The organism is Variovorax sp. IB41 (genome assembly GCF_016405905.1).
Lineage (GTDB): Bacteria > Pseudomonadota > Gammaproteobacteria > Burkholderiales > Burkholderiaceae_C > Variovorax.
The window spans coordinates 140,889-166,831 of sequence record NZ_JAEFCB010000009.1 but is presented as its reverse complement, the minus strand read 5'-3'; the positions used below and the strand labels follow the sequence as shown (position 1 = coordinate 166,831).

The following is a 25,943-nucleotide window of genomic DNA, read 5'->3' as shown; positions in this document are numbered from 1 at the left end:
TTGGCGCAGCCGCGGCCTGTCGCGCAGCCTGTCCAGGCGAACTTTAGGCCGAGTGCCGCACCGGCGTGGTGCCGCCGGCGCCTCGGGCCGCATGGCTATGCTCGGTGGCTCCTCCCCCGTGCCCCGATGCCCCGCCTTCATCCGTCCGTTGCACTGATCGCCCATCTGTCCGGACACGCGCCGGGGTACGGCTGCATCTCGCCCGACGGCCGCTACCAGGCGTTGGAAGCCGGCGGTGACACGCTGATCGTCGATGTGCGCGAGCGGCGAATGCACCGCGCGCCCGGCGTGTACCCGCGCGGCTTCGAGGCCGCGACGCCCGACGGCGCGACAGGCACCGCGCTGCGGGTGGAAGGCGAGGAAACCGCCACGGCCTACCTGCCGGCGTGGACCGATCTCCAATGGATCGCGCTGGAAAACGCGGCGGGCGATTTCTGGTCGCCGTGGCCCGACCCGCGAACGGCCGGCCTGCCGCCCGTCGATGAAACGCTGCCCGCCGAATGGACCTCCGAAGCGCCGCAGGCCACGGAGCGCGTGCGCAAATCCATCGGCGACTGGGCGGCGTGGCTCATCGCGCTCGCGGTGCTCGTCTTCTTCGCGGTCTTCGGCTTCAACGCGATGACCTGGGCGCTGGCCGGCGGGTGGCAGTGGCTCTGGATGGCGGTCGGCCTGCCGGTGTTCGCGATGTTCTCGGTGCTGACGGTCGTCTTCGTCGCCTCGGGCTGGCGCGAGCGGCGCCGCGTGCGCGTGGCGTTGAGCGGCATCTCGCTGGAGCGCGGCGAAGGCTTTCGCGTCGGCGAGCCGCTCGACGTGCGCCTGTTGGCGACCGTGCCCGAGGCGCAGGGCGGCGAGCGCACGGCGGCGCCGGAGCGCATCGTTGTGCGGCTGATGCGGCGGTCGGTGTGCGACGAAACCGATGGCCGCTGGCGCGTGGTGGACGAATGCTGCGACGAGGCGGTGGCCGTGCGCGACGACACGACGCGCGCCGGCCGGGTGCTCTATGCGTGCGAGCTTTGCGCGCGCCCCACATCCGACGACGCGCGCTCGCAGTGGACCGTCGAACTGCACGAGACGGCCGCGCCGGACAGCGCGCCTTTCATCGTCGCCGGCCTGCGGCTGCTGGCCGCGCGCTGAGCAGTTTCAGTTCTTGCCAGCGATCGCTGCGACGAATTCGTCCGTGGAACGCACGCGCCCCATGCGCGGGAACAGTTCCTTGACCGTGAAGGCGTGCGGCTCGGCGGCCAGCGAAGTCATCGCGTCTTCCACGAACACCAGTTCATAGCCGCGGTCGAACGCCGCGCGCGCCGTCGATTCGACGCCGAAATTGGTCGCGATGCCGCTCATCACCAGCGTCCTGATGCCACGGCGGCGCAGTTGCAGGTCCAGGTCCGTGCCGTAGAAGGCGCCCCATTGGCGCTTGGTGATCCGCACGTCGCCGTCGTGCACGCGCACTTCGGGCACCAGTTCGGAGAGTTCGGGCGGCGGCACGGGCGAGCCGGGCGGGCGCAGCGGCGTGTCCGACGGCAGGCTCAGCAGTCCGGCGAGATCGACGCGCACCCACACCACGGTGCCGCCCGCCGCGCGCAGCGCATCGGCGATGCGCGTGCTGCGCTGGACCACGTCCGCCGCAGCGTGCGGCGCCAGCGGGCGGCCGACGTTGCTGCGCTGCAGGTCGATGGAGATGAGGGCGGTCTGGCGGGGGTCGAAGGCGAGGGCTTGCATATCGGGCGATGGTACGAAGGCAGTCTGACGGTGTCATGAGGACATCGCGGGGCAAAGAAAAAGCCGACCCATGCTTTCGCAGGGGTCGGCTTTTTGGAGAGCTGACGCTCTCGGCGGATTACAGCGGCAGTGCGTCGCCACGAGCGGCAGCGCGGGCTGCGGCGCGGACGGCGTTGCGGTCCACGGTGCTGGCGACCAGCGGGGCCACGCCAGCCGATGCGCCTTCGGCGTACGGATCGGCGCTGTGTGCAGCGGCGACGGCTTCGGCGCGGACGGCACCGCGGCTGGTCGACGACACGAAGACCGGTGCGGGGCCTGCATTGGCGCCGGTGGCGTACGGGTTGGCGCTGTGCGCGGCGACCACGGCCTGGCTGGCGACGTCGGCGCGGGCGGCGGCCGAGGTCAGTTGGTGCACGCCGTCATAGCTTTCAGCGTGGGCGGCACCGGCAACAGCCATCAGGGCAACAGCAACGGCGGAGAGGATCTTCGAGGCGGTCATTTGGATTTCCTTCAATTCAGTTCAATTTCTTGCTTGGATGATTCGAACCGGTCTTGGGTGGGTCACCGTCCCTGCGGGGGGCGGCCACCTCGCTCGGGGCCCTGTTCACCCGGATCAACTGTTTGGCTGGTCCGTGAGATGTATTGTGCGACGCCATCTAGGTAAAAACCCGTAGCAAAACGAACCGCGGCGTTCACAGAACGGAAACAATCAATGCCCAAAGGTCAGCGAACTTCCGTTTGACCTACAGTTCGCGCATGGAAACGACGCCCCTGCCGCCCCTCGCTTTCTGGGGCACGCCGGACACGGTCTTCGCCCGGCTCGAAGGCGCCTGGGACCTGGACCGCACCATCGAGAGCAAGGCGACGATGACTGGCATGGCCGGGTTCACGCGTCTCGAAACCTGCCAGCTGAAGTACCGCGAAGACGGGCGCATCCGCCTGCCAGACGGCCAGTCGTTCGACGGGCACCGCGAATACGTCTACGAGCGCAGCCCGGACGGCTTCTCGGTGTTCTTCGCCGAGACGCCGCTGCGGCTCTTCCACGACATCGCCATCGTGCGCGAAGGCGACGCGCTGGTCGGCGCGGCCGGCCACCTTTGCGTGGCCGACCAGTACGACAGCATCTACCGGTTCCTTGCCGACGGCACCTTCGTCGTCGAGCACCTCGTGAAGGGCCCGCGCAAGGACTACCTTTCGCGCACCGTGTTCAAGCGGCGCGGCCTCTGAACGCGATCAGTCGCGATCGAGCCGCCAGCTCGGCATGCCGCGCATCACCGTCTGCACGAGCATCGCGCAGATGCCGCACTTGATGAGGTCGCCCGGAATGAACACCAGCATCGCGAGCGCCGCCTGCGAGAGCGACATGTGGGCGATCAGCGAGAGCCCCACGATGCCGAACGCATAGACCACCACGATCCCGCCGACCACCGACGCGAAGAACGCCGCGGCCAGCAGCCCCTTGCCCGTGGCGCCGGCCATGCGGCGCATCAGGAGCCCGCACACGAAAGCGCCGAACATCCAGCCGAACAGAAAGCCTCCGGCCGGCGCGACGAACACCGCCAACCCGCCGCGACCGCCCGGCAGCAGCGGCAGACCGAGCGCCACCGCGAGCAGGAACAGCGCGATCGCGAAAAAGCCGCGCCGCGGCCCGAGCAGGCAGCCGGCCAGCATCACGCCCAGCGACTGCAGCGTGATCGGCACGCCGAACGGCAGGTCGACCTTCGGGATGAGCCCGAACACCGCCATCAACGCCGCGAACAGCGCGATGTACGAGAGCGAGCGGGACGAGGTGAGGGAGCCGGTGGTGGTCATGTCGGGATTCGGGAGAGGGGTGTGGTCGGATTCTGCGCCGCGCTGCCTGGGCTATCGCCCCAGCCGCGCGGCCAGCGCATCGGCCACGCGCTCGGCCGTCTGCAGCGTGCGGATGGTCAGCGGCGCCAGCAGCCGAATGCCGCCGCCGTGGCCCGCGCGGGCGCGGTAGGCGTCGTCCAGCCGCTGCCACTGCACGTAGAAGTTCTCGGCAAAGCGCAGCATGAGGCCGATGCCCAGCGCGATGCGCTCGGTCGGAACGCCCAGGCGCTGCAGCGGCTGCATCACGGTTTCGAGCACGGCCAGCAGGTCTTCGAAACGCGTGGTGAGCGTGAGCATCAGCGCGAGCACGGCCGCGCTCGCCAGGCGCAGCGCGCTCGCGACGCCGAGCATGGTCGTGCCCAGGAACCAGTGAAAGCCCACGATCAACGCGCAGCCGATCGCGATGCCGACCAGCATCCGCAAGCGCCGCCACGCGGTGCGGCCGAGCGATGCGAAAAGCAGCAGCACCACCGCGCACGCAATGCCCAGATGCACCGGCCGCGCGACCAGCACCAGCAGCGTGCCGCACACCGAAAGCACCGCGAGCTTGACCCACGCGGGCACCGCATGCAGCCAGGTCGGATGGGATGAATAGAGGCTACGCACGCCGTGCGTCCCGCTCGGCCTCGGAATGCCGCGCGCTCCGCTCGGCCGCCGCGCGCCGGCGCACGTCTTCGGCATAGGCCTCGCAGACCTCGCGGCCCGGCCCGTCGGCGCGCACCCGGCCCTGCTCGAGCCACAGCACGCGCTCGAAGCCGTGGACGTGCTCGAGCAAATGCGTGGAAACGACGATCTGCTGCCCGGTCGCTTCGAGCTGCGCCGCGAGCCGCGCCTGGCTCAGCAGGTCGAGGCTCGCGAACGGTTCGTCCAGCAGCAGCGTGGCGGGCTGGCTGATCTGCAGCGCGAGCAGGCACACCTGCTGGCGCTGGCCCTGGCTGAGTTCGCCGATGGCGCGACCGGCCCACGCCGCGAGCCCGCGCTCCGCGAGGAATTCTCGTGCCCGCTCGCGCGCCGCCTGCCGCGTCTGGCCGCGCGCGGTGAGGCTGAACGCGAGCTCTTCGGCCACGGTGGGAAAGATGATCTGGTCGTCGGGGTTCTGGAACATCAGGCCGACGTGCTGCGAGAGTTCGCGGCGGTCCGTCTGGGTATCGCACCCATGCACCACGACGCGCCCGTGCTGCGGCTGGTCGAGCCCGCTGATCAGGCGAAACAGGCTGCTCTTGCCCGCGCCGTTGTCGCCGACGAGCCCGATGCGCGCTTCGTCCAGGCTGAGCGTGAGCCCGTCGAAGACGCGCTGCTCGCCGCGAACCAGCGTGACCGATTCGAGGTGGATGCTGTGCGGAACGGGAGGATCGGTGGGTGTGGGCTGCGGCAAGGGGTCGCCACTGTACCCCAGGCGTTTCGTCGCCCGAGGCGCGCGGGCATTGCGTCCGCGTCCCTGCGCCGGACGTGAAAAGGGGCCGGCTCCGGCAAGAGGGCTCTGGGGCGCCCCCGTGCAGTTGCCGACCCCTTCAGGGTGGTTTGCCTGTGCCGCTCACGCCGCCGTTGCGGCGGGCGCTCTGCGGCACGGCGCTTCAGCCGCGAACGCTCAGAACACGCCGCTCACGCCCACGCGCACGCCCGCGCCGCCCGACGATGCGGCCGACACGCCGCCCGTGATGCTCCACTGGCCGTCGTCCGAGGTCTTGCGCAGCGACACGCCCACGGCCGATTCGCCCTGGTAGTGGCCCAGCGCAGCCGAGTACGACACCTTGCCCGGCACGTACGGTGCGCTTTCCATCGCCATGGCGGCGGCCACGCCACCGTAGGCCTTCTTGGCGACGTCGCGCACGTGGTTGTCCAACTGGCGGTAGCGCGATTCCGACGCGGCCGAGACGGCCGAGAGCTGGTTCACGTTGACGGCATCGGTGCCCACCACGCCCGGCGCGACGTTCGAGATGCGCGTGCCGCCCGGTGCCTGGCCGTTGCCCAGGGTCACCTGGTTGTAGTTGACCGAGCCGTCGGGGTTGGTCGCGTACTGCACGGTGCCCGCCTTGACGTTCTCGGCGGCGGCCTTCAGCTGCGCGATGTTGGCGGCGTCGGTGTCGGCCGAGCCGGCTGCGACGCCGGTGATCTGGCGATAGAGGCCCGCGGCCTCGTCGCCGACCGATACCGCACCCACCGCATTACCGTCCAAGTCGACAGTGCTGGTCGTTGCCGCGATGGCAGCCCTTTGTGCCGCCGTGGCGCCCTCGGGCACATAGCCCGCCACGCCGCCAGCGCGGGAGGCCAACGAACCCGAGCCCAGCGCCACTCCACCTGCCGTGCTCGCCCAAGAATCCCAACCCAATGCCACGGCGCCAGTGCCCTGCGCAAGCGACTGTTGGCCAAGGGCCAGAGCATTGTCTCCCTGCGCCCAGGAGTCTGAGCCGAAGGCTGCGGCGGCCTTTCCCTCGGCAAGCGCATTGCTGCCGACGGCTGCAGCAGCTTCGCCGTTAGCCCCCGAGTTATAGCCAGCGGCCAACGAAGCCGACCCGTTGGAGATTGACGAATGGCCGATTGCCGTGGCGTTTAGCCCGGTAGCGGTTGCGGCACTACCCAGCGCCACGGCACGCTCCCCGTCTGCGGTGGAGGAATCGCCGATTGCCACAGATCTCATCCCTTTAGCCTCGGCGAGGTTACCCACAGCCACGGCGTTCTGTTGTGTTGCAGCTGCTTCGCTACCTACTGCAACCGTGTTGTCGCCGGTGGCATTTGCAAAATTACCGAAGGCTGCAGCACTTACGCCCTCGGCGATAGCTTGCGCGCCAATAGCTGATGTGCCCTCTCCCTTTGCGAACGCTTGATCGCCGACGGCCGTGGACGCGAGTCCGACCGCGACAGCCTCGGACCCGAGTGCCGTAGCGCGCTCCCCATCGGCCTTTGCGAGGATACCGAAAGCCGAAGCTTGCTCGCCCTTAGCCAAGCTATAGGCGCCAACGGCCGTTGACGACAAACTCTGGGCCTCGGCGCTGTCACCCACCGCCGTGGAAGACTCGTCCTTGGCAAGGCTGTAATGCCCGATAGCAGTGGAGGCGTAACCAGCAGCCATGCTGGCGGCGCCAAGTGCCGAAGCCATATTGTTCAAAGCGCTGGCATAGATGCCAGTCGCGGTGCCCGACAACGTGAACATCTGGGGGGCCATGTCTGCCCTCAGCTTGGCTTCGCCCTCTTTGGTCGCAAACGCGGCTGCCCGGTCTTTTTCAAAATCGCGGTCCTCCCAATAAACACTCGGGACAGTCGCAGGGCCGAGGGCAAGCCGGTCTTCTTGTGACGTCGCACTCGGATCGCGCTGGAGAGATCTCTCATCTGCAGAGGTAGTCTTTTGATCAACCGCCGGAGCATCCTGTGCCGCGGCAGCCGTTTCCTCTGCCGCAGGAGCATCCTCCGCAAAAGCACTTCCCATCGAGGCACCCGCCAGAACCAGGCCCGCGAACGTGGCGGCCACCAGCCGGGCGGATTTGCTGCGCTTGCCGCGCGCCTTGGTGGTTTCGGAAGCGGCAACCCAGGCGCCGAGCGATTCATTCCATACCGAGCGATGTGATTTATTCATGTTGGTCAACAGTTTTAAAACTAACTAACGACGGGGGGGATGGACAAAAAAACGGATCGAGGGCCCCTCCCCACAGCCTCGATCGCGCGTGCGGCGCGGATGCGCCGGCGGTTCGGTTCGGTTCAGTTCGCCTTGGGGGTCAGGAAAGCTGCAGGCCCATGTCCGGGCCGAGAGGGGCGGCCGGCCCGAGGGCCAGTCCGTTGAGGGCGCCATCGGCGCGTGCGAAACCCGGCGGCCTGGATGCAGTCGCCGGCGCCAGCCCCGCATCGGTGCGGTTGCGCGGCGGCGTTGTGCGCAGCTGGTAGCCGCGCTTGTAGACAGCGCGCAGCGTGAAGCCGTTTTCGGGCCGCAGATCGAGCTTGCGGCGCACGTTGGCCACGCACACGTCCAGGGCGCGCACGCCTTCGCGCGGCAGCACCGGGCCCCAGAACGAGTTCCACAGCCACTCGCGCGTAACGAGCCGGCCGACGTTGCGAAAGAGTTCGAGCGCCAGTTCGAACTGGCGCGGCTGCAGCATGATTTCGCGCCCCTTGTGCACCACGATCTGCGGGCCTTCGAGGAACTCGTAGCCGCCGATGGTGGTTTCGTGGACCTGGGCGTAGCGGCGTCCGTTGGCGTTGGCGCGGGCGCGCTGGATCAGGTTGCGCAGGCGCGCGTCCAGTTCGATGTCGGTGCTGTCGGAGGTCGCGAAGTCGAAGAGCGGCGCCAGCAGCACGTCGTGGTCGAGCTCGGTGCGGGTGCGCCAGCGGGCTTCGTAGGTCAGGAGCAGCGCCGGCATGCCGAGCACGCTGCACACCGCCGAGAGGCGGCCCCAGGCCGCGGTGCCGTCGTCCACCAGCAGCAGGGCCTCGAATTGCCGGCCGCTGGCCAGCGCGGCCAGCAGTTCGGACACGCCGGCAAACAGCATCGGGCAATAGCCCCGCCGCTCCAGCCGGGTGGCCAAGCCCAGGCGCTGGACCTCGGCGCTGTCGACAAGGGCCACGGAAGATGGCGCCCGTGTTCCATTCATTGTTTACTCCAGAAATTGGGCACCCGGGGATGCCGTGTCTACCGATGGATTGCCCTTTGAAAGAGCAAATAACGAATTGCGCCAATTCAGAAATCATTCCCATGGCGCCGGAATGGAGCGCTGACCCGGTGTCATTGCGATCCGGGGCGGACTTTAGAAGGGCATTGCCCAACGAGCGAGCGCTAAATGGCTCGGAAAGTAATGTTTAAGACATTACCCGAGAAGCAATTGCGGCGAGTGCAAACAATTGCACACTCCGGAATTGGCAATCCCGCTTTCGACTCAATTCCATTGAAAAGTGATGTTCGCGACAATTGAGGGCAATGAGATTTGCATCGTGCAAATAAATGCACATCCGCAATGAATTCAGGACGGCAAATCCGCCCCGGGCGCTCAGGCCCCGCGCCCCAGCGCGCGCAGCGCGGCGAGGTTGCGCACGATCACGCTGCCGTACTCGGCGCTGAGGAGCCCGCGCTGCTCGAAGGCGCGCATCTCGCGGTTGATGGACTGGCGCGTGACCTGCAACATGGCCGCGAGGTCTTCCTGCGACAGGCGCAGGCGCAGCATCCGGGTGGTGTCGCTGCCGCCCAGGATCTGCGAGAACCGGGTGAGCGTGGCCGCCAGGCGCTGGCGCACCGGGCCGCTCAGCTGGTGCAGGAGGGTGGTGAGCAGCGCACGCTGCTGCCGCAGGAGAAACGGCGCCATGCCCTTCCAGAGCGACGGCTCCGCATCGAGAATGCCGAGCAGGAGCGGGGCCGGCAGGTGCGCGACGAGCGTGCCGTCGTCGTGCGCGCGGTACGCATAGCGGGTTTCGTCATGCAATTCGGGCTCGCCGATGCCCGCCAGCGTGCCCGGCCCGACCAGCGTGAGCGACAGGGGCTCGCCGGCGGGTCCGGACCAACCCATCATCAGGTAGCCCGACAGCACCACCAGCGCTTCGGAGCCGCCACGGCCTTCGCGATGAACCGACGCCCCCCGGTCATACCGGCCCAGACGGGCCGATTGCAGCAATTCCCGCAGCGCGGCGGCCGACCATGGCGCAAATGCCTGAACGGTGCCCAACCCCTGGAGCAGGAGCGCCATATCCTGCGCGGATTTTTCCGACGAATTCACGATGCCACCCTGTGCGGCGGTTCATTTCATGAATTCGGAATTGAATTGCTTTGAAAATGATCGCCAACATTTAATTTCAATCCGCAATTCGAGGCGGATTGGCCGGCGGGCAATTTAATCGAGTTGAATTCGTAACTTAATAACGATTGAAAATTCAGGGCTGCGCTTCCTGTGCGCCCTGTGCGCCTTGTTCGTCCGATCCCTGCACCCCCAATTGCCGCAGGGCCGCAAGCTGGTGAACGCTGACCGCGCCGTATTCGCTCCCCACGAGCCCCTGCGCTTCGAGCACGCGCATCTCGCGGTTGATGGACTGGCGCGAGACCTGCAGCATGGTCGCCAGGTCGTCCTGCGAGAGCGCGAGCCGCAAGCCGGGGCTGCCGTCGCCCGCGCCGTACAGCTGCGCCAGCCGGGCGATGGTGGCGGCCAGGCGCTGGCGGGTGCTGCCGGTCTGGTAGTCCATCAGGGTCCTGCCGACGGCGCGCGCGCCCAGCAGCAGCGGGGGCGCCATGGCCCGCCAGAGCGCGGGCTGCGCATCGAGCCGCTCCACGATCGCGCGTCCCCCCAGGTGCACCACGACGAGCTCGTCGAGCGCCTCGTACATGTCGTGCAGGTGGTGCTGCAGATCCAGCACCTTGTACATGTTGGCGACCAGGCCGGGATGGAAAACGAACACCGGCGTGTACGACCCGTCCGCGTGCACGCGGCTGGCCAGCAGGTGGCCCGAGAGCACGACCAGCGCCTCGGGCTCGCCGTCGCTCCTTTCGATGCGCACGCGCGCGCCGCGCCGATAGCGGCCCAGTTGCGCCGAGGCCAACAGCGCCTCGACGGCCGCGGGCGGCCACGCGGCGAAACGCGCGACGAGCGCCAGGCCCTGGCGCATGAGCGCGACGTCGGCCGGCGCATGGCCCGGCTGGCTTTCCGGCTCGAAGGGCGCGGGCCGGCTGGCGATGCCGCCGAGCGCGAGCAGCGCGGGCAGGTCGCGCACGGTCACGGTGCCGTAGTCGGCGCGCAGGAGCCCCAGCGCCTCGATCGCGCGCAGTTCCCTGTTGATGGCGCCGCGCGACACCTGCAGCAGGCCGGCCATGTCTTCCTGCGAGAGGCGCAGCCGCAGCGTCATCGCGGCGCCGTCCACGCCGTAGACCTGCGCGAGGCGGGCGATGGTGGCGGCCAGCCGCCGGCGCAGGCTGCCGCCGAGCTGGTCGATCATGGCCGTGAGCATCTGGCGATGCTGGCGCAGCAGCATGAGGGTCAGGCTCTTCCAGAGCGAGGGCTCGGCGTCCAGCACGCCTAGCATTTCCCGCGCGGGCAGACCGGCGACCACCGCGTCGCCGTGCGCACCGTAGATGCAGCGCGCCTCGCCCTTGGCGTCGAGCGCGCGCGGCACGCCGATGAGCGTTCCGGGCCCCATGAGGGACATGGGCACGCCCGGACCGCCGGCGGCCAGGCGGCTCATCAACAGATGGCCGGACACCACGAGCAGGACCACGGGTTCGCCCACGGCCTCGCTGTAGACCAGCTCGCCGCGTGCGCAGGTGCGCAGCCAGGCCACGCGCAGCAGCCTGTCCAGCAATGCCGCAGGCCAGGCGGCGAAGGCTTCGGTGGTGCCCAGTGCCTGGCGGATGAGCGCGGAGTCGTCGCGCGTGCTGTGTGGCGAATCCATGAGCCCTTTCGTTTCGCCAACCGGCTCCCCTTGCGCTTGGTGCGTTTCGAACGCTCCCGGGATTCTAGGTTTCGGCAACCGATCAGGACAGCGCGGAAAAGAGCGCGTTGACCTCGCCCGCCGCGAGCATGCCCTCGCCCATCGCGCGGAATTGCCCTGCATCGAAGGCCTCCCCGGCGATGCGACCGAGCAAGCCGAGCGCGGACTGCAACGGCCCGCAGCCCAGGCTGATGCGGCGCGCGCCGGCATCCGCGAGCACCTGCACCGGCGGCGCCTGCGTGGTGCCGGCATAGACGTTCACGGGCAGCGGCACCGCGGCCGCGAGGCCCGCGATTTCCGCAAGGCTCGCCATGCCCGGCACGAAGATGCCGTCGGCGCCCGCTGCCGCATAGAGCCGCGCGCGGCGCAGCGTGTCTTCGTAGCGGGCGGCGGGATCGTCGTTGGCGACGAAATAGGTGTCGGTGCGCGCATTGATGAAAAAGCGCGCATCGAGCCGGCGCAGCGCTTCGATGCGCTCGCACAGGATCTCCGGCGGCGCGAGGTCCCGCGTGCCGGGGAGCGTGCCGTCTTCGATATTGATGCCCACCGCGCCCATGTCGATGAGCGCGCGCACCACGTCGCACACCGCCCCGGTGCTGTCGCCGAAGCCGCGCTCGATGTCGACGGTGACCGGCACGCGGCTCACGCGGCAGATGCGCGCGGTGGCCGCGAGCATTTCATCGACGGGCATGCGCTCGCCGTCCGCGTAGCCGAGCGCCCACGCGATGCCCGCGCTGGTGGTGGCGATGGCCGTCGCCCCGGCGCGCTCGACGATGCGCGCGCTGACCGCGTCCCACGCGTTCACGAGCACCAGTGGTGCGGGGCCGGTGTGCAGCCGGTGGAAGGTTTCGGTTTGCCGTTGTCTCGTTTCGGTGGAGGGCATGGTGGGCATGGTGCGTCGTCTGGATCGATGAGTTGGAGGAACGAGGCCAGCGTAGCGGCGCCCCGCCTCCGGAACTTGGAGAAAACTGCGGCCGCCCCTCGCGCTGCGGCTACAGTAGTCGCCCCGAATCGAAGGAACATCAGCCATGGGCGCACAGTGGAAAGCAAAGCACAAGGACCTGGCCGCCAATGCCAAGGGCCGCCTCTTCGGAAAACTGGCCAAGGAAATCATGATGGCGGCGCGCAACGGCGCCGACCCGGCCTCCAATTCGCGCCTGCGGCTGGTGGTGGAGCAGGCCCGCAAGGTCTCGATGCCCAAGGACACGCTGGACCGCGCCATCAAGAAGGGCGCGGGCCTGACGGGCGAGGCGGTGCATTTCGAGCACGTCATCTACGAAGGCTTTGCGCCGCACCGCGTGCCGGTGATGGTCGAGTGCCTGACCGACAACGTGAACCGCACCGCGCCTGAAATGCGCGTGCTGTTTCGCAAGGGGCAGCTGGGCACGTCGGGCTCGGTGTCGTGGGATTTCGACCACGTCGGCATGATCGAGGCGGAGCCCGCGAACGCCACGGCCGACCCCGAGGTCGCCGCCATCGAAGCCGGCGCGCAGGACTTCGAGCCCGCCGGCGAGAGCAACGCCACCGTGTTCCTCACCGACCCGACCGACCTGGACCTGGTGAGCCGCGCGCTGCCGGCGCAGGGCTTCACGGTGCTGTCGGCCAAGCTGGGCTACAAGCCGAAGAACCCGGTCGATCCGGCGAGCCTGAGCGCCGAAGACCTGGAGGAAGTCGAAGTGTTCCTCGCGGCCATCGACGCGAACGACGATGTGCAGAACGTTTTTGTCGGCCTCGCAGGCTGAGGCCCTTACCGCTTGCGGAAGGCCTCGGTGACGCACCCCGTCCGCAACCTCGCCGGCCGGTGCCTGTGCGGCGCCGTCCACTACACCGTGGCTGACGAATTCACCTATGCGCTGAACTGCCACTGCGCGGACTGCCGCCGCGCCACGGGCTCGGCCTTCAAGCCCTTTGCCGGCATCGAGCGGCACAAGCTGGCCCTCACGCAAGGCGACGACCAGCTGCTGATCCATGGCGAGCCGGACGCCGGCGACATCCACTGCGGCCAGTGCGGCTCGTTCCTCTATTCGGTGGTGCGCGACGGCCTGTTCGTGCACGTCACGCTGGGCACGCTGGTGGACGATCCGTCGATCCGGCCCAGCGCGCACATCTTCGTCGGCTCGAAGGCGCCGTGGTTCGCCATCCACGACGACCTGCCCCGGCACCAGGGGCACGCGGACGCCGGCTGAGTGCGGGCTTCAGGCCTTGCGCGGCTTGCGCTGCAGCGGCAGCCACAGCGTGAAGAGCGTGCCGTCCGGCCCCGAGCGCCAGCTGACGCCCCCGCCGATGGCTTGCGCGCGGCGCAGCTGGTTCTGCATGCCGCGCCCGCCGGCCTCGGCCATCGCCTTGTCCACGTCGAAGCCCTGGCCGTTGTCCTGGATGTTCACGCGCACGCCTTCGCCCTCGGGCACGGTGGCCACGCGGATCTCGGTGGCGCGGGTGTGGCGCAGGATGTTGGCGATGCTCTCCTGCACGATGCGCAGGATGTGCAGCGCGCTGGTCGGGTCGAGCCACTCGATCGGCGGGATCTCCTGCACCTCCCACCGCAGCGCGACGCCGGAACTCTCCAGCCGCGCGCCCAGGCGATAGCGCAGCGTGGCCAGCAGGAGCAGCAGGTCTTCCTCCAGCGGCTCCATCGAATCGATGGTGAGCTTCAGGTCGTCCAGGCAGCTCTTCAGGATGTGCGACACCTTCTCGCTGGTGAGGCGCCCGTTCTCCACCGAGCGGATCGCGCTGATGAGCGAGGAGCCCAGGCCGTCGTGCATGTCCTGCATCAGGCGCTGGCGCTCGTCGCCGATGGTCTGGCGCCGCTCCACTTCGCGCAGGCGCCGGTGGCTTTCGTCGAGCTCGGCCTCGCGCGAGCGCAGCCGCTCGGCCAGGCTCGCGTTGACCAGCTCCACCTCGGCGATGGCGTTGACGTAGCGCCGGTACATGAGCGTGCCGAAGACGCTGAAGGTGACCGCGTTGGTGTAGGCGCCCAGGTACCAGCCCTCGGGGCTCACGAAGTTGTTCTGCAGCAACCAGTCCGAGAGGCCCAGCAGCACGCACACGCCGATGCCCACCGCCACCAGCCGCCCCTCGTTGGAGCGGCGCCAGGCGCTGATGCCGCCCACCAGCGCCACGGCACCGCCCATGAAGGCCGCGCCGACGTAGATGAGCGGCGTGACCTGCGGCGTGTTCGTGAGGATGCCCAGGCCCGGCAGCGTCAGCACGCCGGTGAGCACGGTCCACCCGACGACGCCAAATGTCAGCCACTTGAGCGGCCGGCCGTGCAGTTGCCGCAGCGCGAAGTGCACCACCGCGACCAGCCAGAACAGCGAATTGACCGTGAGCCAGGCGAACCAGTCGTTGGCCACCGGCAGGCCCACGTAGAAGTGCAGGCTGCGCAGGAACGACGTGGTCGCGAGGTTGAAGAAGAGCAGGTAGCCGGTTTCATGCCGGCGCCGGAACCACACGAACAGCGCGAACAGGCCCACGGCCATGAAGGCCGCGCCGAGCATGGCGGGCAGGTCCTGCTGGAACCACAGGCGCTTGCTGTAGCGATCTTTGAGCGCATCGACCGGCCCGAGCCACAGCGGCGACACCGCCACCTGCGCATGGCGCGTGTGCTCCAGGCGGATGAGGATTTCTTTCAGCGGCACCGCATCGGGCGTCTTCTCGATCACCACCCACAGCGGCGTGCGCGTGCTGTTCCACAGCGGCCCGTTCTCCTGCGCGCGGTGCACCAGCCGGCCATCGGCATACACCGCGATGGTGCCGTCGGTCTTGATGCGCACGCCATAGAGAGCGAGCGGACCGGCATGCGTCGGCAACTCGCGCACGGCCACGCGCAGCCAGGTGGTGCGCGTGGCGCTGTCGGAGACGCGGCCATCGGCCTGGCGCAGCAGCTCGATGGGCGGCGAGAGCGGCAGTTCGGCGGGGTGCCAGGCATCGGGCAGCGCGCGGCTGTCCATGGTGAGCGAGGGTTCGCGAAAGCCCGGCGCCTCGGTGGTCTGCCAGTCGGCGCGGGTGATCTGCGTGGCCGCGGCGCCCGGCGCGCCGGACGATCCGCCGAAGAAGACGATCATCACCGCCAGCAAGGCGAGCGAGACGGCCAGCACCACGTTGGCCCAGAGGGGCGCGGCGCGGTATTTCGAGAGGCCTTCGAAGAACCACGCATGCAGCTGGCGCACCAAAGGGATGTTCATTGGAGCGCGGGCTGCGGGGCGGTGTTCAGGGCATTGCCGGGGGGCGCGGAGGCCCCGGGCTGAACGCGTGTCCGAAGCGGCGATGCTGCGGCTTCGGTCATGCAAGGGGAGACGTTCGGATCCGTGGTTTTACAGGTGACTTTTTTTGTACATGGCGCAAACGCTCCCGATGAAAGCGGGTCTCTCGGGTCAGGGCGGTCCTATCGATCGTAAACATGGCCTGGAGTTTCGGCATTTTTGTTTACGTAGTCTACGCACCTCGGCAATGTCCAAGGGAGAGCGCTGCAGGACCCACGCAACGCCCGGCCTTCGTTGGTCAAGCCAAGCGTGTCGATGCCAGCGCTTCGAGCTGGGTCGCACATGCATCCCAGCCTGAATGGAATCCCATGTTCTCGTGCTGGCGTGCGGCGTCGGTGGACCAGTGGCGCACGCAGGCGGTGTAGCGGGTCTTGCCCTCTTCATCGTCCAGCGTGATGGTCGCGACCATGAACGGAGCCCCTTCCTTGGGTTGCCAGGCCGCGGTGAACGCGTCGGTGAAAACCAGTTTCCTGCCCTCGATGACTTCGAGATAGACGCCTTCGTTCGGCGTCTCGGTGCCGTCGGGCAACTGCATGGTCAGACAGCTGATGCCACCGGGCCGCACGTCGACTTGGGCCTGCGTCACCTTCAAGGGCGCGGGAGCGAACCATCGCTTGAGCAGGTCGGCATCGGTCCAACAGCGCCAGACATTGGCGCGTGGCGCATCGATGAGACGCGTGAAGACAAGCTCGCGATCGGCGGGAAATTCAGGCACGGCCATTTGTCGATTCATTCGATGAGTGAAGTTGTTGAACAAGCAGCGGGCCACAGACCGCTGCTTGTGGATTGCGAGCATCAGGCCCATCACATCTTGTGGCCGGCGGCGCGAAGGCAAAGAAAGGACCGATGGCCGCAGAGATCCTTCACCAGGCGTTTCTCGTCGTTCAGGATCTGCGCCTTCTCCGCCTTTCCCACCATCTGGATCAGGTAGCTCTGCTCGGCATTCCCCTGTCGATCGATGAAGGGATTCAGGAGGCTGCGCGGGTCGGCGAGGTCGGGTTTGGCGCCGATGTCTGCGTTGCTCACGCCCGGCGCGTAGAACATGAAGTGGGGCATCGCCATCGTATGGATCGCCATGTCGGGAGGCCCCACGGTTCGCATGAGGGGCGCGACCATGTAGGACAGGCCGGCTTTGGTGGGGGCACGGTAGGTGCCGTCTGCAAACCGGCCGAGCACTTTCGCCTTGAGCTCGGCGGCGCCCAGGCCCTCGGCCCGCATCGCGGCCGTGTCCATGATGACCTTCAGGTAGGTGTCGATGCCTGCTGCGTCGTAGCAAAGCGCGTAATAAACATCGTCGCGGTGCTCGCCCAGTTCCCAGGCCGTTCGCTGCACCAGGCAGGCAATGCCGCTGGTGCCCTGGCGAGACAGCCGATAGCCCTTGGCCGGATCGAGCAAATAGACCGACGCGCCATCCCGCAGTCGGGTAGGCAGCGCGCTGAGCGCGAAGCGCGCTTCCAACTCGGCGGGCATGGGTGTGAGCGTCGAGCCGGCCGGCTCGGCGTTGCCGATCGATGGGGCGGCGAGGCAGAACGCAATCAACAGGCGAGATGCGGCACCGCACAGGGCCGATCTCCATTCACCGTTGCCGTTTTCAGTGGCTGAAAAACGATTCGTCATGCGCATTCCACGTGGGTTGAACAACATCCATCAGGCGGCTGCAGCCACCAGCGCTTTCACTGCATAGTCGAGCCGCACGAGCCCGCCGGCTTCTTGGCTGACATGCAGGAGCTCGAGCGTGCGACGCTGAACAGGCGTGGCGAACAACGACGTGCCCGGGCCGGCGATCAAGGGATGGACGAGCAGCCGCAATTCATCGACCAGGCCCGCCTCGATCAGGCTCATCGCGATCTGCCCGCCCCCCATCAGGTAGATGTCTTTGCCGCTCTGGTTTTTCAGGCCTGCAACATCGTCCAGGTTGCGAAGAAAGGACGTGTTGGACCATCGAGCCGACGACTGGTTTTGCGAAAGCACGTAGTGCGGCGTGCGTGCCGCAAATCGCGCCCATTCCAGCTCTTTCGGCGTCGGGGGAACGCCCTTGATCCATGCGACCTTGTAAGGATCCTGCTGAAGGCCGCTCCAATAGTTTTCGTACCCTGGATACATTTTTCCGCCGAGGATGCACGCGTCGATTTGCTCCGTGAGTCCGTAGTCCTCCGACCACGATTCCGCCCAGTCGGCCATGCCCTGCGGGCCTTCCATTTTTCCGTCCAGGGAAATCTTGAAGCCGGCAATCAATTTACGCATTGGTGTTCCTTTCCGCTGCTTGGCGGAATCAGTTTTGGATCTCGACAGAACCCAGCCACGAAGGAGGTCTTTCGAACGTTTGCTGTGCGCAGGGGGCTGCACGGGATCGGATGATGTGCGCCGGCACCCACGGTCCGCAATTTCAGAGCGACAAGCGACGCTCCGCAGCGATAGACGCCGCTCGCCGGCGCGACCGGCTAGCCCTGGATACCCAGCGCCTGGCGGACAGCCCCCAGGTAATGCCGGCCGATCGGGCGGCTTTCGCCCATGAGATCGACCGCCACCCAGGCACCATTTCCGAGATGCCGGCACGTGCCGATCTGATCGACGGCGACGATGGTCGAACGGTGGATGCGGACGAACCGGTCCGCAGGCAGGCGTTCTTCTATCGCCGACATCGTCGTGCGAACCATGAACACTTCCTGCGCGGTGTGCACCTTCGCGTAGTCGCGCTCAGCTTCGACCCGCACGATCGAGGCGATCGGCACGCGAACGACAGTGCCGCGGCGCGGCAACCAGAGGTCGTCGGCCTGACAAGGCAGCGACCCTTTGCGCTGACCCAGGACGTCGGACAGCTTGTCGATCGCACGGCGGAAGCGTTCGGCCCGAAGGGGCTTCAACATGTAGTCGGCCACAGCCAGGTCGAAGGCCTCCGCGGCGAAATGGTCGTACGCCGTCACGAACACCACCAACGGCGGCTTGTCCAGGGCCTGCAGCCTTGTCGCCACTTCGAGGCCGCCGAGCCCGGGCATGCCGATGTCCAGGAATATGGCGTCCGGCCGCAGCGCGTCGACGCGCTGGAGTGCTTCGATCCCGTTGGCGGCGGTGGCGATCAGGCGAACACGACCATCGGATGCACAGTGGCCCTGAAGCGCCTCGAGCGCGAGAGGTTCGTCATCGACGGCCAACGCGGTGAACGCGGTGAACGCCATGCTCACGTGACCGCGGTGAAGGGGAAGCTCAACTCGACGCGATACCCTTGCGGCCCGTCGGGCCCGGCCACGCAACTGGCCGTGGGGCCGAATCGCGCGGCGAGCCGCGCCGAGACGTTGGCCAGCCCGATTCCCAAGCCCGGCGCCGGCAACGCCAGCGGCACTTCGTCCGCCCCGGCTTCGGCAGAGTTCATGACGACGAGGCTGACGCGGTCGCTGCCCTGCCTGGTGGCGTGGATGGAAATCGTCACGGTGCTGCTGGTGGCGCCGACCCCGTGCTTGACGGCGTTTTCGACGATCGGTTGCAGGATCATCGGAGGCAGCGCGGCAGCCCCGACCTCCGGCGCGACCGTCAGTTCCAGTTTCATCCGCTCGGGAAATCGCCGCTGCTCGAGATCGAGGTATCTCTGCTGCATTTCCACCTCGCTATCTAGCGAAACATCGCCGACGGCGTCGACCGTCAAGCTGAACCGGATGAATTGCCCCAGATCGCCGATCATTTCCTCCGCTTGAGAGGTATCTTTTCGCCGAACGAGGGCCGTCAGGGAATTGAGGCAGTTGTAGAGAAAGTGCGGATTGATCTGATAGCGCAAAGCGCGGATCTCCGCGATCCGTGCCGCCTCCCGCTCGATGTGCGCCCGTTCGTTGGCGACGGACGTTTCGATCGCTGAACGCAACGAAAGATGCAACAGGCCCCATGCGGAAAATACGAACATCCAGACCAGGGTGTTGTCGACCTCGAGTTTCCATATGTCGGACCAGGTACAGAGCACCGTGTTCGGGCACGCAATCGACAGATCAGGCTTGATGACCCCGCCGATCAGGGCATCGCTGGCAGCGAACAGGATCGCCGTTGGAACACTGACGGCAATGACCCAGGCAATCCTGCGCGCGAAGACCTGCACGGAGATTATTTCCACCACGAGATACATGAGCCAGGACAGGGCGGCGCCAGCCGCTGCGATGGCAACCCGCGGCCCCATGCCGCTCCAGACCTTCGCGGGCTCCACGAGCGAAGCGTGCAACGTATAGAGCGCGATGAACGTCAGCCAGAACGAACCCAGCGCCACAAGGGCAAAACGGTCCAGTCGGCCGCGCAGGATTTCAGGGGTCGGGAGGCCATCGCGCGGCGAAAAGGATGGGGTCGGTTGCGTTCTGTTCGGCATGGGTCTCCTGGCCGGCGCCAGCGGGTGCGACACATCGGCGGGCGCTGTCGGGTCAGGATAGCGCTTGCCGGCCCAACCCCGGCGCTCGGCCACTCGACCAAGCCGGCTTTGCGTCAAACAACGTTTGCGCGCGACAGGCGCTCCTGTTGTTGAATTTCGCACCTGCCAGCAGCCTGGGTCCTGCAGGGCGTGAACAACGAAAAAGGCCCGGGCGATACTGCCACGGGCCTTTTGTCGACGACTTTGGAAAAGTAGCTCTTAGAACGGAATGTCGTCGTCCATGTCGTCGAAGCCCGACGACGACTTGGCCGGTGCCTGGCGCGGCGCGGCCGAGGGTGCGCGGGGTGCCGCTGCGGGCGCGCGAGGGGCGTAGCCGCCACCACCGCCGCCGTTGCCGTTGCCGCCCTGCGAGTAGCCGCCGCCACCGCCACCACCACCGCCTTGCGAATAACCGCCGTCGTCCTCGGGACCGCCCGACGGGCCGCCCTGACCCTGGCGGCTGCCCAGCATCTGCATCTGGTCGGCGCGGATTTCGGTGGTGTATTTTTCAATGCCGTCCTTGTCGGTCCACTTGCGCGTGCGCAAGGAGCCTTCGACATACACCTGCGAGCCCTTGCGCAGGTACTGGCCGGCGATTTCGGCCAGGCGGCCGTTGAAGACGATGCGGTGCCATTCGGTGGCTTCGCGCATTTCGCCGCTTTGCTTGTCTTTCCAGCGATCGGTGGTGGCCACTGTGACGTTCGCGACCTGGTCGCCGCTCGGGAAGGTACGCATTTCGGGGTCGCGCCCCAGATTGCCGACGACGATGACTTTATTGACCGATGCCATATGCACTGCCCCTGATAAGTAGATGAAGGAGGAGGAAAAAGAACCGGAGATTGTGCCCCAAGGCAGTCGGCCGGAGCCTGCGCCATCGCGGCCGGATGCCAGAATGGACCGCACCGATGAACCGAGAACCTGACTTTTTCGAGCATCTGCGCGCCGAGTTGCGCGGCGGCCGCGTCTGGCTGGACCGGGCCATCGTGCTGGGCTACGCCATCGCGGCCGGGCTCTTCGTGGTGGGCTTCACCTTTGCGAGCGACTGGGTCTTCGGCCAGTTCCATCGCTTCTACCGCGCCTGGCCCTGGGCGGTGCTGCTGACCACGCCGCTCATCACCGCGGCCATCGTGTGGTTCACGCTGCGCTTTTTCCCCGGCGCGGGCGGCTCGGGCATTCCGCAGATCAAGGCGGCGCTGCACCCGGCGCTGCCCGAGGAGCGGCGCTTCGTCTTCGCGTCGCTGCGGCTCACGGTCGCCAAGATCGGGCTGGGCGTCGCGGGCTTCGCGGCGGGCCTCTCGATCGGACGCGAAGGGCCGTCGGTGCAGGTCGCGGCGGGCGTGATGCAGCACGCGCGGCGCTGGCTTTCGCCCAACACCACCATCGACGGGCGCGCGCTGCTGGTGGCGGGCGGGGCGGCCGGCATCGCGGCCGCCTTCAATGCGCCGCTGGCGGGCGTGGTGTTCGCCATCGAGGAGCTGTCGGGGCGGCTGGAGGCTCGCTCCAGCGGGCTCATCATCACGGCCATCGTGCTCGCGGGCCTGGTGGCGGTGTCGGCCTTCGGCAATACCAGCTATTTCGGCGTGATCCGGGTGCCTCATCTCGGCTGGGACGCGCTCTGGCCGGGCCTCCTGGTCACCGTGCTGAGCGGCGCGGCCGGCGGGCTGTTCGCGCGGCTGCTGATCGCTTCGCTGACCGGCGCGCCCGGGCGCCTGAACCGCTGGCGGGCGCGCTTTCCGGTGCGCTTCGCGGCTTGCGGCGGACTGGCGGTGGCCGTCATCGGGCTGGTCACGGGCGGCGTCACCTTCGGCGCGGGCTCGGAGGCGGTCAAGCAGATGCTGCAGGGCCACGACGAGCTCACGCCGCTCTACACGGTGCTGAAATTCGTGGCCACCTGGCTCACGGCCTGGTGCGGCGTGCCGGGCGGCATCTTCGCGCCGTCGCTGTCGATCGGCGCGGGCATCGGCGACGCGGTGGCGCGCCTGGCCAGCAGCGACCTGGGGCCGGCGCTCATCGCCATGGGCATGGCCGGCTTCCTGGCGGCGGTGACGCAGGCGCCGCTCACCGCGTTCATCATCGTCATGGAGATGGTCGACGGCCACTCGATGGTGCTCAGCCTCATGGCCGCGGCGATGCTGGCCAGCCTGGTCTCGCGGATGATCAGCCGCCCGCTGTACGACACGCTGGCCGAGCATATGGTGGGCAAGGCGATCGGCAGCAGCGAGCCGGTGCATCCGCTGGCGGAAGCCCCCACGCCCGCACCGCCGGAAACCGCCCGCTCGCCATGAAATCCGCGGCGGTCTATCATGTCCGGTTGCCCTCGGACGATCGCCCCCTTGAATTCCAAAGCCACTGAAGACATCGCCGCCCACGAGGAAAGCGCACGCGACGCGCAACTCGAACGCGACACCTACCTCGGCGCGGTGCTGGCGCAGCAGCGCATCAGCATCCGCGGTGCGCGCACCCACAACCTGAAGAACGTCGACCTGGACATCCCGCGCAACAAGCTGGTGGTGATCACCGGCCTGTCGGGCTCGGGCAAGTCGAGCCTGGCGTTCGACACGCTGTATGCCGAGGGGCAGCGGCGCTACGTGGAGAGCCTGTCGGCCTATGCGCGGCAGTTCCTGCAGCTCATGGACAAGCCCGATGTGGACGTGATCGAGGGCCTCTCGCCCGCGATCAGCATCGAGCAGAAGGCCACCAGCCACAACCCGCGCTCCACCGTGGGCACGGTGACCGAGATCCACGACTACCTGCGCCTCCTGTATGCCCGCGCCGGCACGCCCTACTGCCCCGACCACCACCTGCCGCTGCAGGCGCAGACGGTCTCGCAGATGGTCGATGCGACGCTGGCCATTCCCGACGAGCCGCGCCTGCTGATCCTTGCGCCCGTGGCGCGCGAGAAGAAGGGCGAGTTCCTGGAGCTCTTCGCCGAGATGCAGGCCGCGGGCTACGTGCGCTTTCGCGTCGATGGCCAGACCTACGAATACAACGACCTTCCCAAGCTCAAGAAGACCGAGAAGCACGACATCGACGTGGTCATCGACCGCCTGCGCGCACGCCCCGACATGCAGCAGCGCCTGGCCGAGAGCTTCGAGGCGGCGCTGCGCCTGGCCGAAGGCCGCGCCATTGCGCTGGAGCTGGGCGCCGAAGGCGCAGCCGACAAGGAGCACCTGTTCAACGCCAAGTTCGCCTGCCCGATCTGCCACTACTCGCTGTCGGAACTCGAGCCGCGCCTCTTCTCGTTCAACTCGCCCGTGGGCGCGTGCCCGAGCTGCGACGGCCTCGGCCACCGCGAGGTGTTTGATCCGGCGCGCGTGGTGGCGTTTCCGTCGCTCTCGATCGCCAGCGGCGCCATCAAGGGCTGGGACCGCCGCAACGGCTATTACTTCAGCATGATCGAGAGCGTCGCCAAGCACTACAAGTTCGACGTGGACGCGCCCTTCGAATCGCTGCCCGCCTCGGTGCAGCAGGTGCTGCTCAACGGCTCGGCGGCCGAAGAGATCAAGTTCAACTACACCATGGAGTCGGGCAACTTCGCGGGCAAGAAGCTCACGAAGAAGCACCCTTTCGAGGGGATCATCCCCAACATGACGCGGCGCTACCGCGAGACCGATTCGGTGCTGGTGCGCGAAGACCTCGCGCGCTTTCGCAACCTTCAGCCCTGCCCCGATTGCGGCGGCTCGCGGCTTCGGCGTGAAGCGCGCAACGTGTTCCTGGTGGACGAGTCGGCCCGCCCGGCGGATGGCGGCGAGCCGCCGCGCATGGCGATCTTCGAGCTGAGCCACCTCACGTTGCGCGATTCGCTCGCCTGGTTCCAGACGCTCAAGCTGCGCGGCGCCAAGGCCGACATCGCCGACAAGGTGGTGCGCGAGATCGGCCTGCGGCTGAAATTCCTCAACGACGTGGGCCTGAACTACCTGAGCCTGGACCGCAGCGCCGAGACGCTCTCGGGCGGCGAGGCGCAGCGCATCCGCCTGGCCTCGCAGATCGGCTCGGGCCTCACGGGCGTGATGTATGTGCTCGACGAGCCCAGCATCGGCCTGCACCAGCGCGACAACGACCGGCTCATCGGCACGCTCAAGCATCTGCGCGACATCGGCAACAGCGTGATCGTGGTCGAGCACGACGAGGACATGATCCACGCCGCCGACCACGTCATCGACATGGGCCCCGGCGCGGGCGTGCACGGCGGCCGCGTGATGGCCCAGGGCACCTATGCCGAGGTGTCGGCCAACCCCGATTCGCTCACCGGCCAGTACCTCTCGGGCACCAAGAAGATCGAGGTGCCCAGGCACCGCACCGCGTGGCTTCCGGTGGTGAAGAAGCCGGCCTTCAACGAAGGCAAGAAGCCCTCGCGCTTTCCGCAGAGCCCCGCGGCCGAACGGCGCGCCGCGCGCGAGGCGGCCCACATCGCCTCGCAGACCGACCTGCAGGAAATCCGCGTGATCGGCGCCACCGGCAACAACCTGAAGAACGTGAGCGTCGCCTTCCCGGTGGGCCTTTTGACCTGCGTGACCGGTGTCTCGGGTTCGGGCAAATCGACGCTGGTGAACGACACGCTCTACACCGCCGTGGCCCGCACGCTGTACCGCGCGCACGAGGAGCCGGCCGCGCACGAGTCGATCGAGGGCATCGAGTATTTCGACAAGGTCATCAACGTCGACCAGAGCCCCATCGGCCGCACGCCGCGCAGCAACCCGGCGACCTACACGGGCCTGTTCACGCCCATCCGCGAACTGATGGCCGAGACCAACACCGCGCGCGAGCGCGGCTACGGCCCCGGCCGCTTCAGCTTCAACGTGGCGGGCGGCCGCTGCGAGGCCTGCCAGGGCGACGGCGTGGTGAAGGTCGAGATGCACTTCCTGCCCGACGTGTACGTGCCCTGCGAGGTGTGCCACGGCCAGCGCTACAACCGCGAGACGCTCGAGGTTCAGTACAAGGGCCGGAACATCGCCCAGATCCTGGAGATGACGGTGGAGACCGCGCACGAGTTTTTGAAGGCCGTGCCGACCATCGAGCGCAAGCTGCGCACGCTGCTGGACGTGGGCCTCTCGTACATCAAGCTCGGCCAGTCGGCCACCACGCTCTCGGGCGGCGAGGCGCAGCGCGTGAAGCTCGCGCTCGAACTGAGCAAGCGCGACACGGGCCGCACGCTCTACATCCTCGATGAGCCGACCACCGGCCTGCACTTCGCCGACATCGAGCTGCTGCTGAAGGTGCTGCACCAGCTGCGCGACGCGGGCAACACGATCGTCGTGATCGAGCACAACCTGGATGTCATCAAGACCGCTGACTGGCTCATCGACATGGGTCCCGAAGGCGGCGCGGGCGGCGGCACGGTGGTGGGCGAAGGCACGCCCGAGGACATCGCGGCGAACGCGGCGAGCCACACGGGGCGGTACCTCAAGCGCCTGCTGTAAGCCCCAGGCCTGTTCATGCCCTCCTTCACCCCGCGCCAGTTCGTCCTGCTCGTCCTCCTGACCCTCGCCTGGGGTTTCAACTGGCCGGTGATGAAGCTCGGCGTGGCCGACTATCCGCCGCTCGCGTTCCGCGCGATCTCGATCTGGCTGGGCCTGCCGGTGCTGGGCCTTGCGCTGGTGTGGATGAAGGTGCCGTTCCGCGTGCCGCGCAGCGCCTGGCCCGAGCTGGTGTGGCTGGGGGCGACCAACATGTTCGTGTGGCACGCCTGCATCATCCTCGCGGTGAAGGCGCTGTCGGGCGGGCGTGCGGCGATCCTGGGGTACACGATGCCGGTGTTCTCGGCGGTGATCGGCGCGGTGCTGTTCTCCGCCGTGCTCACGCGGCGTTCATGGATCGGCGTGGGCGCCTGCGCGGTCGGCGTGGGCCTTTTGCTGTGGCACGAACTCACAGACCTGGCGGGGCGCCCCGGTTACGTGGCCCTGGCACTGGTGGCCGCGGCGACATGGGCGCTGGGCACGCAGCTCCTGCGCCACACGCGTATCGGCCTGCCGACGCTCACGCTCTCGTTCTGGATGACCGCGATGACGGCCGTGGTGATGACGGTGCTCTCGCTGCTCTTCGAGCGCACCCCGTGGCAGTGGCCGGGCCCGGTGACCTGGGGATCGATCCTCTACAACGCGGTGCTGATCTTCGGCTTCGCGCATGCCGCGTGGTTCTACCTCGCGCGCGGACTGCCGCCGGTGGCCTCGACCTTGAGCGTGATGTTCATCCCCGTGCTCGGCGTGTTCAGTGGCGCGGTATGGCTCGGCGAGGTCGTGCACTGGCAGGACTGGGTCGCGGTCGCGCTGATGATGGTGGCCATCGCCTCGGTGCTGTGGCCTTCGCGCAGCAACACCGCCAAGGCCTGACGCAGA

The 25,943-nt window shown here is 67.7% G+C and carries 24 protein-coding genes and 1 pseudogene; 7 read left to right on the top strand and 18 right to left on the bottom strand.

Annotated elements, in window-relative coordinates; genetic code table 11:
• The first annotated feature begins 126 nt into the window (after window positions 1-126).
• Entirely contained in the window at window positions 127-1,134 is a 1,008-nt protein-coding gene (locus JC881_RS18100; RefSeq protein WP_233101870.1) for a hypothetical protein, read from the top strand.
• Between the two features lie 6 nt (window positions 1,135-1,140).
• Here the strand turns inward: JC881_RS18100 and JC881_RS18095 are convergent, their stop codons facing one another.
• A complete protein-coding gene (locus JC881_RS18095; protein ID WP_198787092.1) occupies window positions 1,141-1,722 on the bottom strand; it encodes an isochorismatase family protein in 582 nt (193 codons plus the stop codon).
• 118 nt (window positions 1,723-1,840) lie between these two features.
• On the bottom strand, window positions 1,841-2,221 hold the full coding sequence (locus tag JC881_RS18090) for a helicase SNF2 (protein ID WP_198787091.1): 381 nt from the start codon (window positions 2,219-2,221) through the stop codon (window positions 1,841-1,843).
• A gap of 257 nt (window positions 2,222-2,478) precedes the next feature.
• On the opposite strand from JC881_RS18090, the gene JC881_RS18085 reads away from it, so the two are divergent.
• Window positions 2,479-2,949, top strand: a complete 471-nt coding sequence (locus JC881_RS18085) for a DUF6314 family protein (protein WP_198787090.1) — start codon at window positions 2,479-2,481, stop codon at window positions 2,947-2,949.
• Window positions 2,950-2,955: 6 nt separating this feature from the next.
• Here JC881_RS18085 and JC881_RS18080 read toward each other — a convergent pair whose 3' ends face one another.
• The 9 genes and pseudogenes from JC881_RS18080 to JC881_RS18045 all read right to left on the bottom strand — a co-directional run bounded on the left by JC881_RS18080 (window position 2,956) and on the right by JC881_RS18045 (window position 11,848).
• Window positions 2,956-3,534, bottom strand: coding sequence for a biotin transporter BioY (locus JC881_RS18080; RefSeq protein WP_198787089.1), 579 nt, complete (start codon window positions 3,532-3,534; stop codon window positions 2,956-2,958).
• A 51-nt stretch (window positions 3,535-3,585) separates the two neighbouring features.
• The gene (locus tag JC881_RS18075) at window positions 3,586-4,179 is read right to left on the bottom strand and encodes an energy-coupling factor transporter transmembrane component T family protein (protein ID WP_198787088.1); all 594 of its coding nucleotides are present in this window, start codon (window positions 4,177-4,179) and stop codon (window positions 3,586-3,588) included.
• Window positions 4,172-4,948, bottom strand: a complete 777-nt coding sequence (locus JC881_RS18070) for an energy-coupling factor ABC transporter ATP-binding protein (RefSeq protein WP_198787087.1) — start codon at window positions 4,946-4,948, stop codon at window positions 4,172-4,174. The genes JC881_RS18075 and JC881_RS18070 overlap by 8 nt, the downstream gene beginning before the upstream one ends.
• A 213-nt stretch (window positions 4,949-5,161) precedes the next feature.
• Window positions 5,162-5,845, bottom strand: a complete 684-nt coding sequence (locus tag JC881_RS32460; RefSeq protein WP_233101883.1) for a YadA-like family protein — start codon at window positions 5,843-5,845, stop codon at window positions 5,162-5,164.
• A 12-nt stretch (window positions 5,846-5,857) separates the two neighbouring features.
• A pseudogene (locus JC881_RS32865) lies at window positions 5,858-7,144 on the bottom strand (ESPR-type extended signal peptide-containing protein); the annotation flags it as partial.
• A gap of 139 nt (window positions 7,145-7,283) precedes the next feature.
• A complete protein-coding gene (locus tag JC881_RS32720; protein ID WP_198787085.1) occupies window positions 7,284-8,126 on the bottom strand; it encodes a winged helix-turn-helix domain-containing protein in 843 nt (280 codons plus the stop codon).
• Window positions 8,127-8,546: 420 nt separating this feature from the next.
• Window positions 8,547-9,236 carry a Crp/Fnr family transcriptional regulator gene (locus tag JC881_RS18055; protein WP_198787084.1) on the bottom strand — a complete coding sequence of 230 codons (690 nt, stop codon included), beginning with the start codon at window positions 9,234-9,236 and terminating at the stop codon, window positions 8,547-8,549.
• 184 nt (window positions 9,237-9,420) lie between these two features.
• Window positions 9,421-10,926, bottom strand: coding sequence for a Crp/Fnr family transcriptional regulator (locus JC881_RS18050; protein ID WP_198787083.1), 1,506 nt, complete (start codon window positions 10,924-10,926; stop codon window positions 9,421-9,423).
• Between the two features lie 82 nt (window positions 10,927-11,008).
• Window positions 11,009-11,848 (bottom strand): isocitrate lyase/PEP mutase family protein, encoded by an 840-nt coding sequence (locus JC881_RS18045; RefSeq protein ID WP_198787082.1) that lies wholly within the window; start codon window positions 11,846-11,848, stop codon window positions 11,009-11,011.
• A gap of 145 nt (window positions 11,849-11,993) precedes the next feature.
• Between JC881_RS18045 and JC881_RS18040 the strand changes: the two genes are divergently transcribed.
• Both JC881_RS18040 and JC881_RS18035 read left to right on the top strand, forming a co-directional pair.
• On the top strand, window positions 11,994-12,707 hold the full coding sequence (locus tag JC881_RS18040) for a YebC/PmpR family DNA-binding transcriptional regulator (RefSeq protein ID WP_198787081.1): 714 nt from the start codon (window positions 11,994-11,996) through the stop codon (window positions 12,705-12,707).
• Between the two features lie 27 nt (window positions 12,708-12,734).
• A complete protein-coding gene (locus JC881_RS18035) occupies window positions 12,735-13,151 on the top strand; it encodes a GFA family protein (protein ID WP_198787080.1) in 417 nt (138 codons plus the stop codon).
• Window positions 13,152-13,160: 9 nt separating this feature from the next.
• Here the strand turns inward: JC881_RS18035 and JC881_RS18030 are convergent, their stop codons facing one another.
• The 7 genes from JC881_RS18030 to ssb form a co-directional block, all read right to left on the bottom strand.
• Entirely contained in the window at window positions 13,161-15,149 is a 1,989-nt protein-coding gene (locus JC881_RS18030) for a sensor histidine kinase (protein ID WP_198787079.1), read from the bottom strand.
• 316 nt (window positions 15,150-15,465) lie between these two features.
• Window positions 15,466-16,032 carry an SRPBCC family protein gene (locus JC881_RS18025; protein ID WP_233101869.1) on the bottom strand — a complete coding sequence of 189 codons (567 nt, stop codon included), beginning with the start codon at window positions 16,030-16,032 and terminating at the stop codon, window positions 15,466-15,468.
• A complete protein-coding gene (locus JC881_RS18020) occupies window positions 16,032-16,844 on the bottom strand; it encodes a hypothetical protein (protein ID WP_198787078.1) in 813 nt (270 codons plus the stop codon). The genes JC881_RS18025 and JC881_RS18020 overlap by 1 nt, the downstream gene beginning before the upstream one ends.
• Before the next feature lie 30 nt (window positions 16,845-16,874).
• Entirely contained in the window at window positions 16,875-17,471 is a 597-nt protein-coding gene (locus JC881_RS18015) for a dihydrofolate reductase family protein (protein WP_198787077.1), read from the bottom strand.
• Between the two features lie 197 nt (window positions 17,472-17,668).
• On the bottom strand, window positions 17,669-18,403 hold the full coding sequence (locus JC881_RS18010; protein WP_198787076.1) for a LytR/AlgR family response regulator transcription factor: 735 nt from the start codon (window positions 18,401-18,403) through the stop codon (window positions 17,669-17,671).
• A gap of 2 nt (window positions 18,404-18,405) precedes the next feature.
• On the bottom strand, window positions 18,406-19,569 hold the full coding sequence (locus tag JC881_RS18005) for a sensor histidine kinase (RefSeq protein ID WP_198787075.1): 1,164 nt from the start codon (window positions 19,567-19,569) through the stop codon (window positions 18,406-18,408).
• 258 nt (window positions 19,570-19,827) lie between these two features.
• Entirely contained in the window at window positions 19,828-20,397 is a 570-nt protein-coding gene (gene ssb / locus JC881_RS18000) for a single-stranded DNA-binding protein (RefSeq protein WP_198787074.1), read from the bottom strand.
• A 116-nt stretch (window positions 20,398-20,513) separates the two neighbouring features.
• On the opposite strand from ssb, the gene JC881_RS17995 reads away from it, so the two are divergent.
• From JC881_RS17995 to JC881_RS17985, 3 genes are read left to right on the top strand one after another with little or no spacing between them, the layout of a single operon-like run.
• A complete protein-coding gene (locus JC881_RS17995) occupies window positions 20,514-21,893 on the top strand; it encodes a chloride channel protein (protein ID WP_198787073.1) in 1,380 nt (459 codons plus the stop codon).
• A gap of 18 nt (window positions 21,894-21,911) precedes the next feature.
• Entirely contained in the window at window positions 21,912-25,028 is a 3,117-nt protein-coding gene (gene uvrA, locus JC881_RS17990; protein WP_198787072.1) for an excinuclease ABC subunit UvrA, read from the top strand.
• Between the two features lie 15 nt (window positions 25,029-25,043).
• Window positions 25,044-25,937, top strand: a complete 894-nt coding sequence (locus JC881_RS17985) for a DMT family transporter (protein ID WP_198787071.1) — start codon at window positions 25,044-25,046, stop codon at window positions 25,935-25,937.
• The last annotated feature ends 6 nt before the right edge of the window (window positions 25,938-25,943 follow it).

Excerpts from the sequence above, each read along its gene's own strand:
- JC881_RS18100 (WP_233101870.1), top strand. The coding sequence starts at position 127 with ATGCCCCGCCTTCATCCGTCCGTTGCACTGATCGCCCATCTGTCCGGA.
- JC881_RS18095 (WP_198787092.1), bottom strand. The coding sequence starts at position 1,722 with ATGCAAGCCCTCGCCTTCGACCCCCGCCAGACCGCCCTCATCTCCATC.
- JC881_RS18090 (WP_198787091.1), bottom strand. The coding sequence starts at position 2,221 with ATGACCGCCTCGAAGATCCTCTCCGCCGTTGCTGTTGCCCTGATGGCT.
- JC881_RS18085 (WP_198787090.1), top strand. The coding sequence starts at position 2,479 with ATGGAAACGACGCCCCTGCCGCCCCTCGCTTTCTGGGGCACGCCGGAC.
- JC881_RS18080 (WP_198787089.1), bottom strand. The coding sequence starts at position 3,534 with ATGACCACCACCGGCTCCCTCACCTCGTCCCGCTCGCTCTCGTACATC.
- JC881_RS18055 (WP_198787084.1), bottom strand. The coding sequence starts at position 9,236 with ATGGCGCTCCTGCTCCAGGGGTTGGGCACCGTTCAGGCATTTGCGCCA.
- JC881_RS18050 (WP_198787083.1), bottom strand. The coding sequence starts at position 10,926 with ATGGATTCGCCACACAGCACGCGCGACGACTCCGCGCTCATCCGCCAG.
- JC881_RS18045 (WP_198787082.1), bottom strand. The coding sequence starts at position 11,848 with ATGCCCTCCACCGAAACGAGACAACGGCAAACCGAAACCTTCCACCGG.
- JC881_RS18040 (WP_198787081.1), top strand. The coding sequence starts at position 11,994 with ATGGGCGCACAGTGGAAAGCAAAGCACAAGGACCTGGCCGCCAATGCC.
- JC881_RS18030 (WP_198787079.1), bottom strand. The coding sequence starts at position 15,149 with ATGAACATCCCTTTGGTGCGCCAGCTGCATGCGTGGTTCTTCGAAGGC.
- JC881_RS18025 (WP_233101869.1), bottom strand. The coding sequence starts at position 16,032 with ATGGGCCTGATGCTCGCAATCCACAAGCAGCGGTCTGTGGCCCGCTGC.
- JC881_RS18020 (WP_198787078.1), bottom strand. The coding sequence starts at position 16,844 with ATGACGAATCGTTTTTCAGCCACTGAAAACGGCAACGGTGAATGGAGA.
- JC881_RS18015 (WP_198787077.1), bottom strand. The coding sequence starts at position 17,471 with ATGCGTAAATTGATTGCCGGCTTCAAGATTTCCCTGGACGGAAAAATG.
- JC881_RS18010 (WP_198787076.1), bottom strand. The coding sequence starts at position 18,403 with ATGGCGTTCACCGCGTTCACCGCGTTGGCCGTCGATGACGAACCTCTC.
- JC881_RS18005 (WP_198787075.1), bottom strand. The coding sequence starts at position 19,569 with ATGCCGAACAGAACGCAACCGACCCCATCCTTTTCGCCGCGCGATGGC.
- ssb (WP_198787074.1), bottom strand. The coding sequence starts at position 20,397 with ATGGCATCGGTCAATAAAGTCATCGTCGTCGGCAATCTGGGGCGCGAC.
- JC881_RS17995 (WP_198787073.1), top strand. The coding sequence starts at position 20,514 with ATGAACCGAGAACCTGACTTTTTCGAGCATCTGCGCGCCGAGTTGCGC.
- uvrA (WP_198787072.1), top strand. The coding sequence starts at position 21,912 with ATGTCCGGTTGCCCTCGGACGATCGCCCCCTTGAATTCCAAAGCCACT.
- JC881_RS17985 (WP_198787071.1), top strand. The coding sequence starts at position 25,044 with ATGCCCTCCTTCACCCCGCGCCAGTTCGTCCTGCTCGTCCTCCTGACC.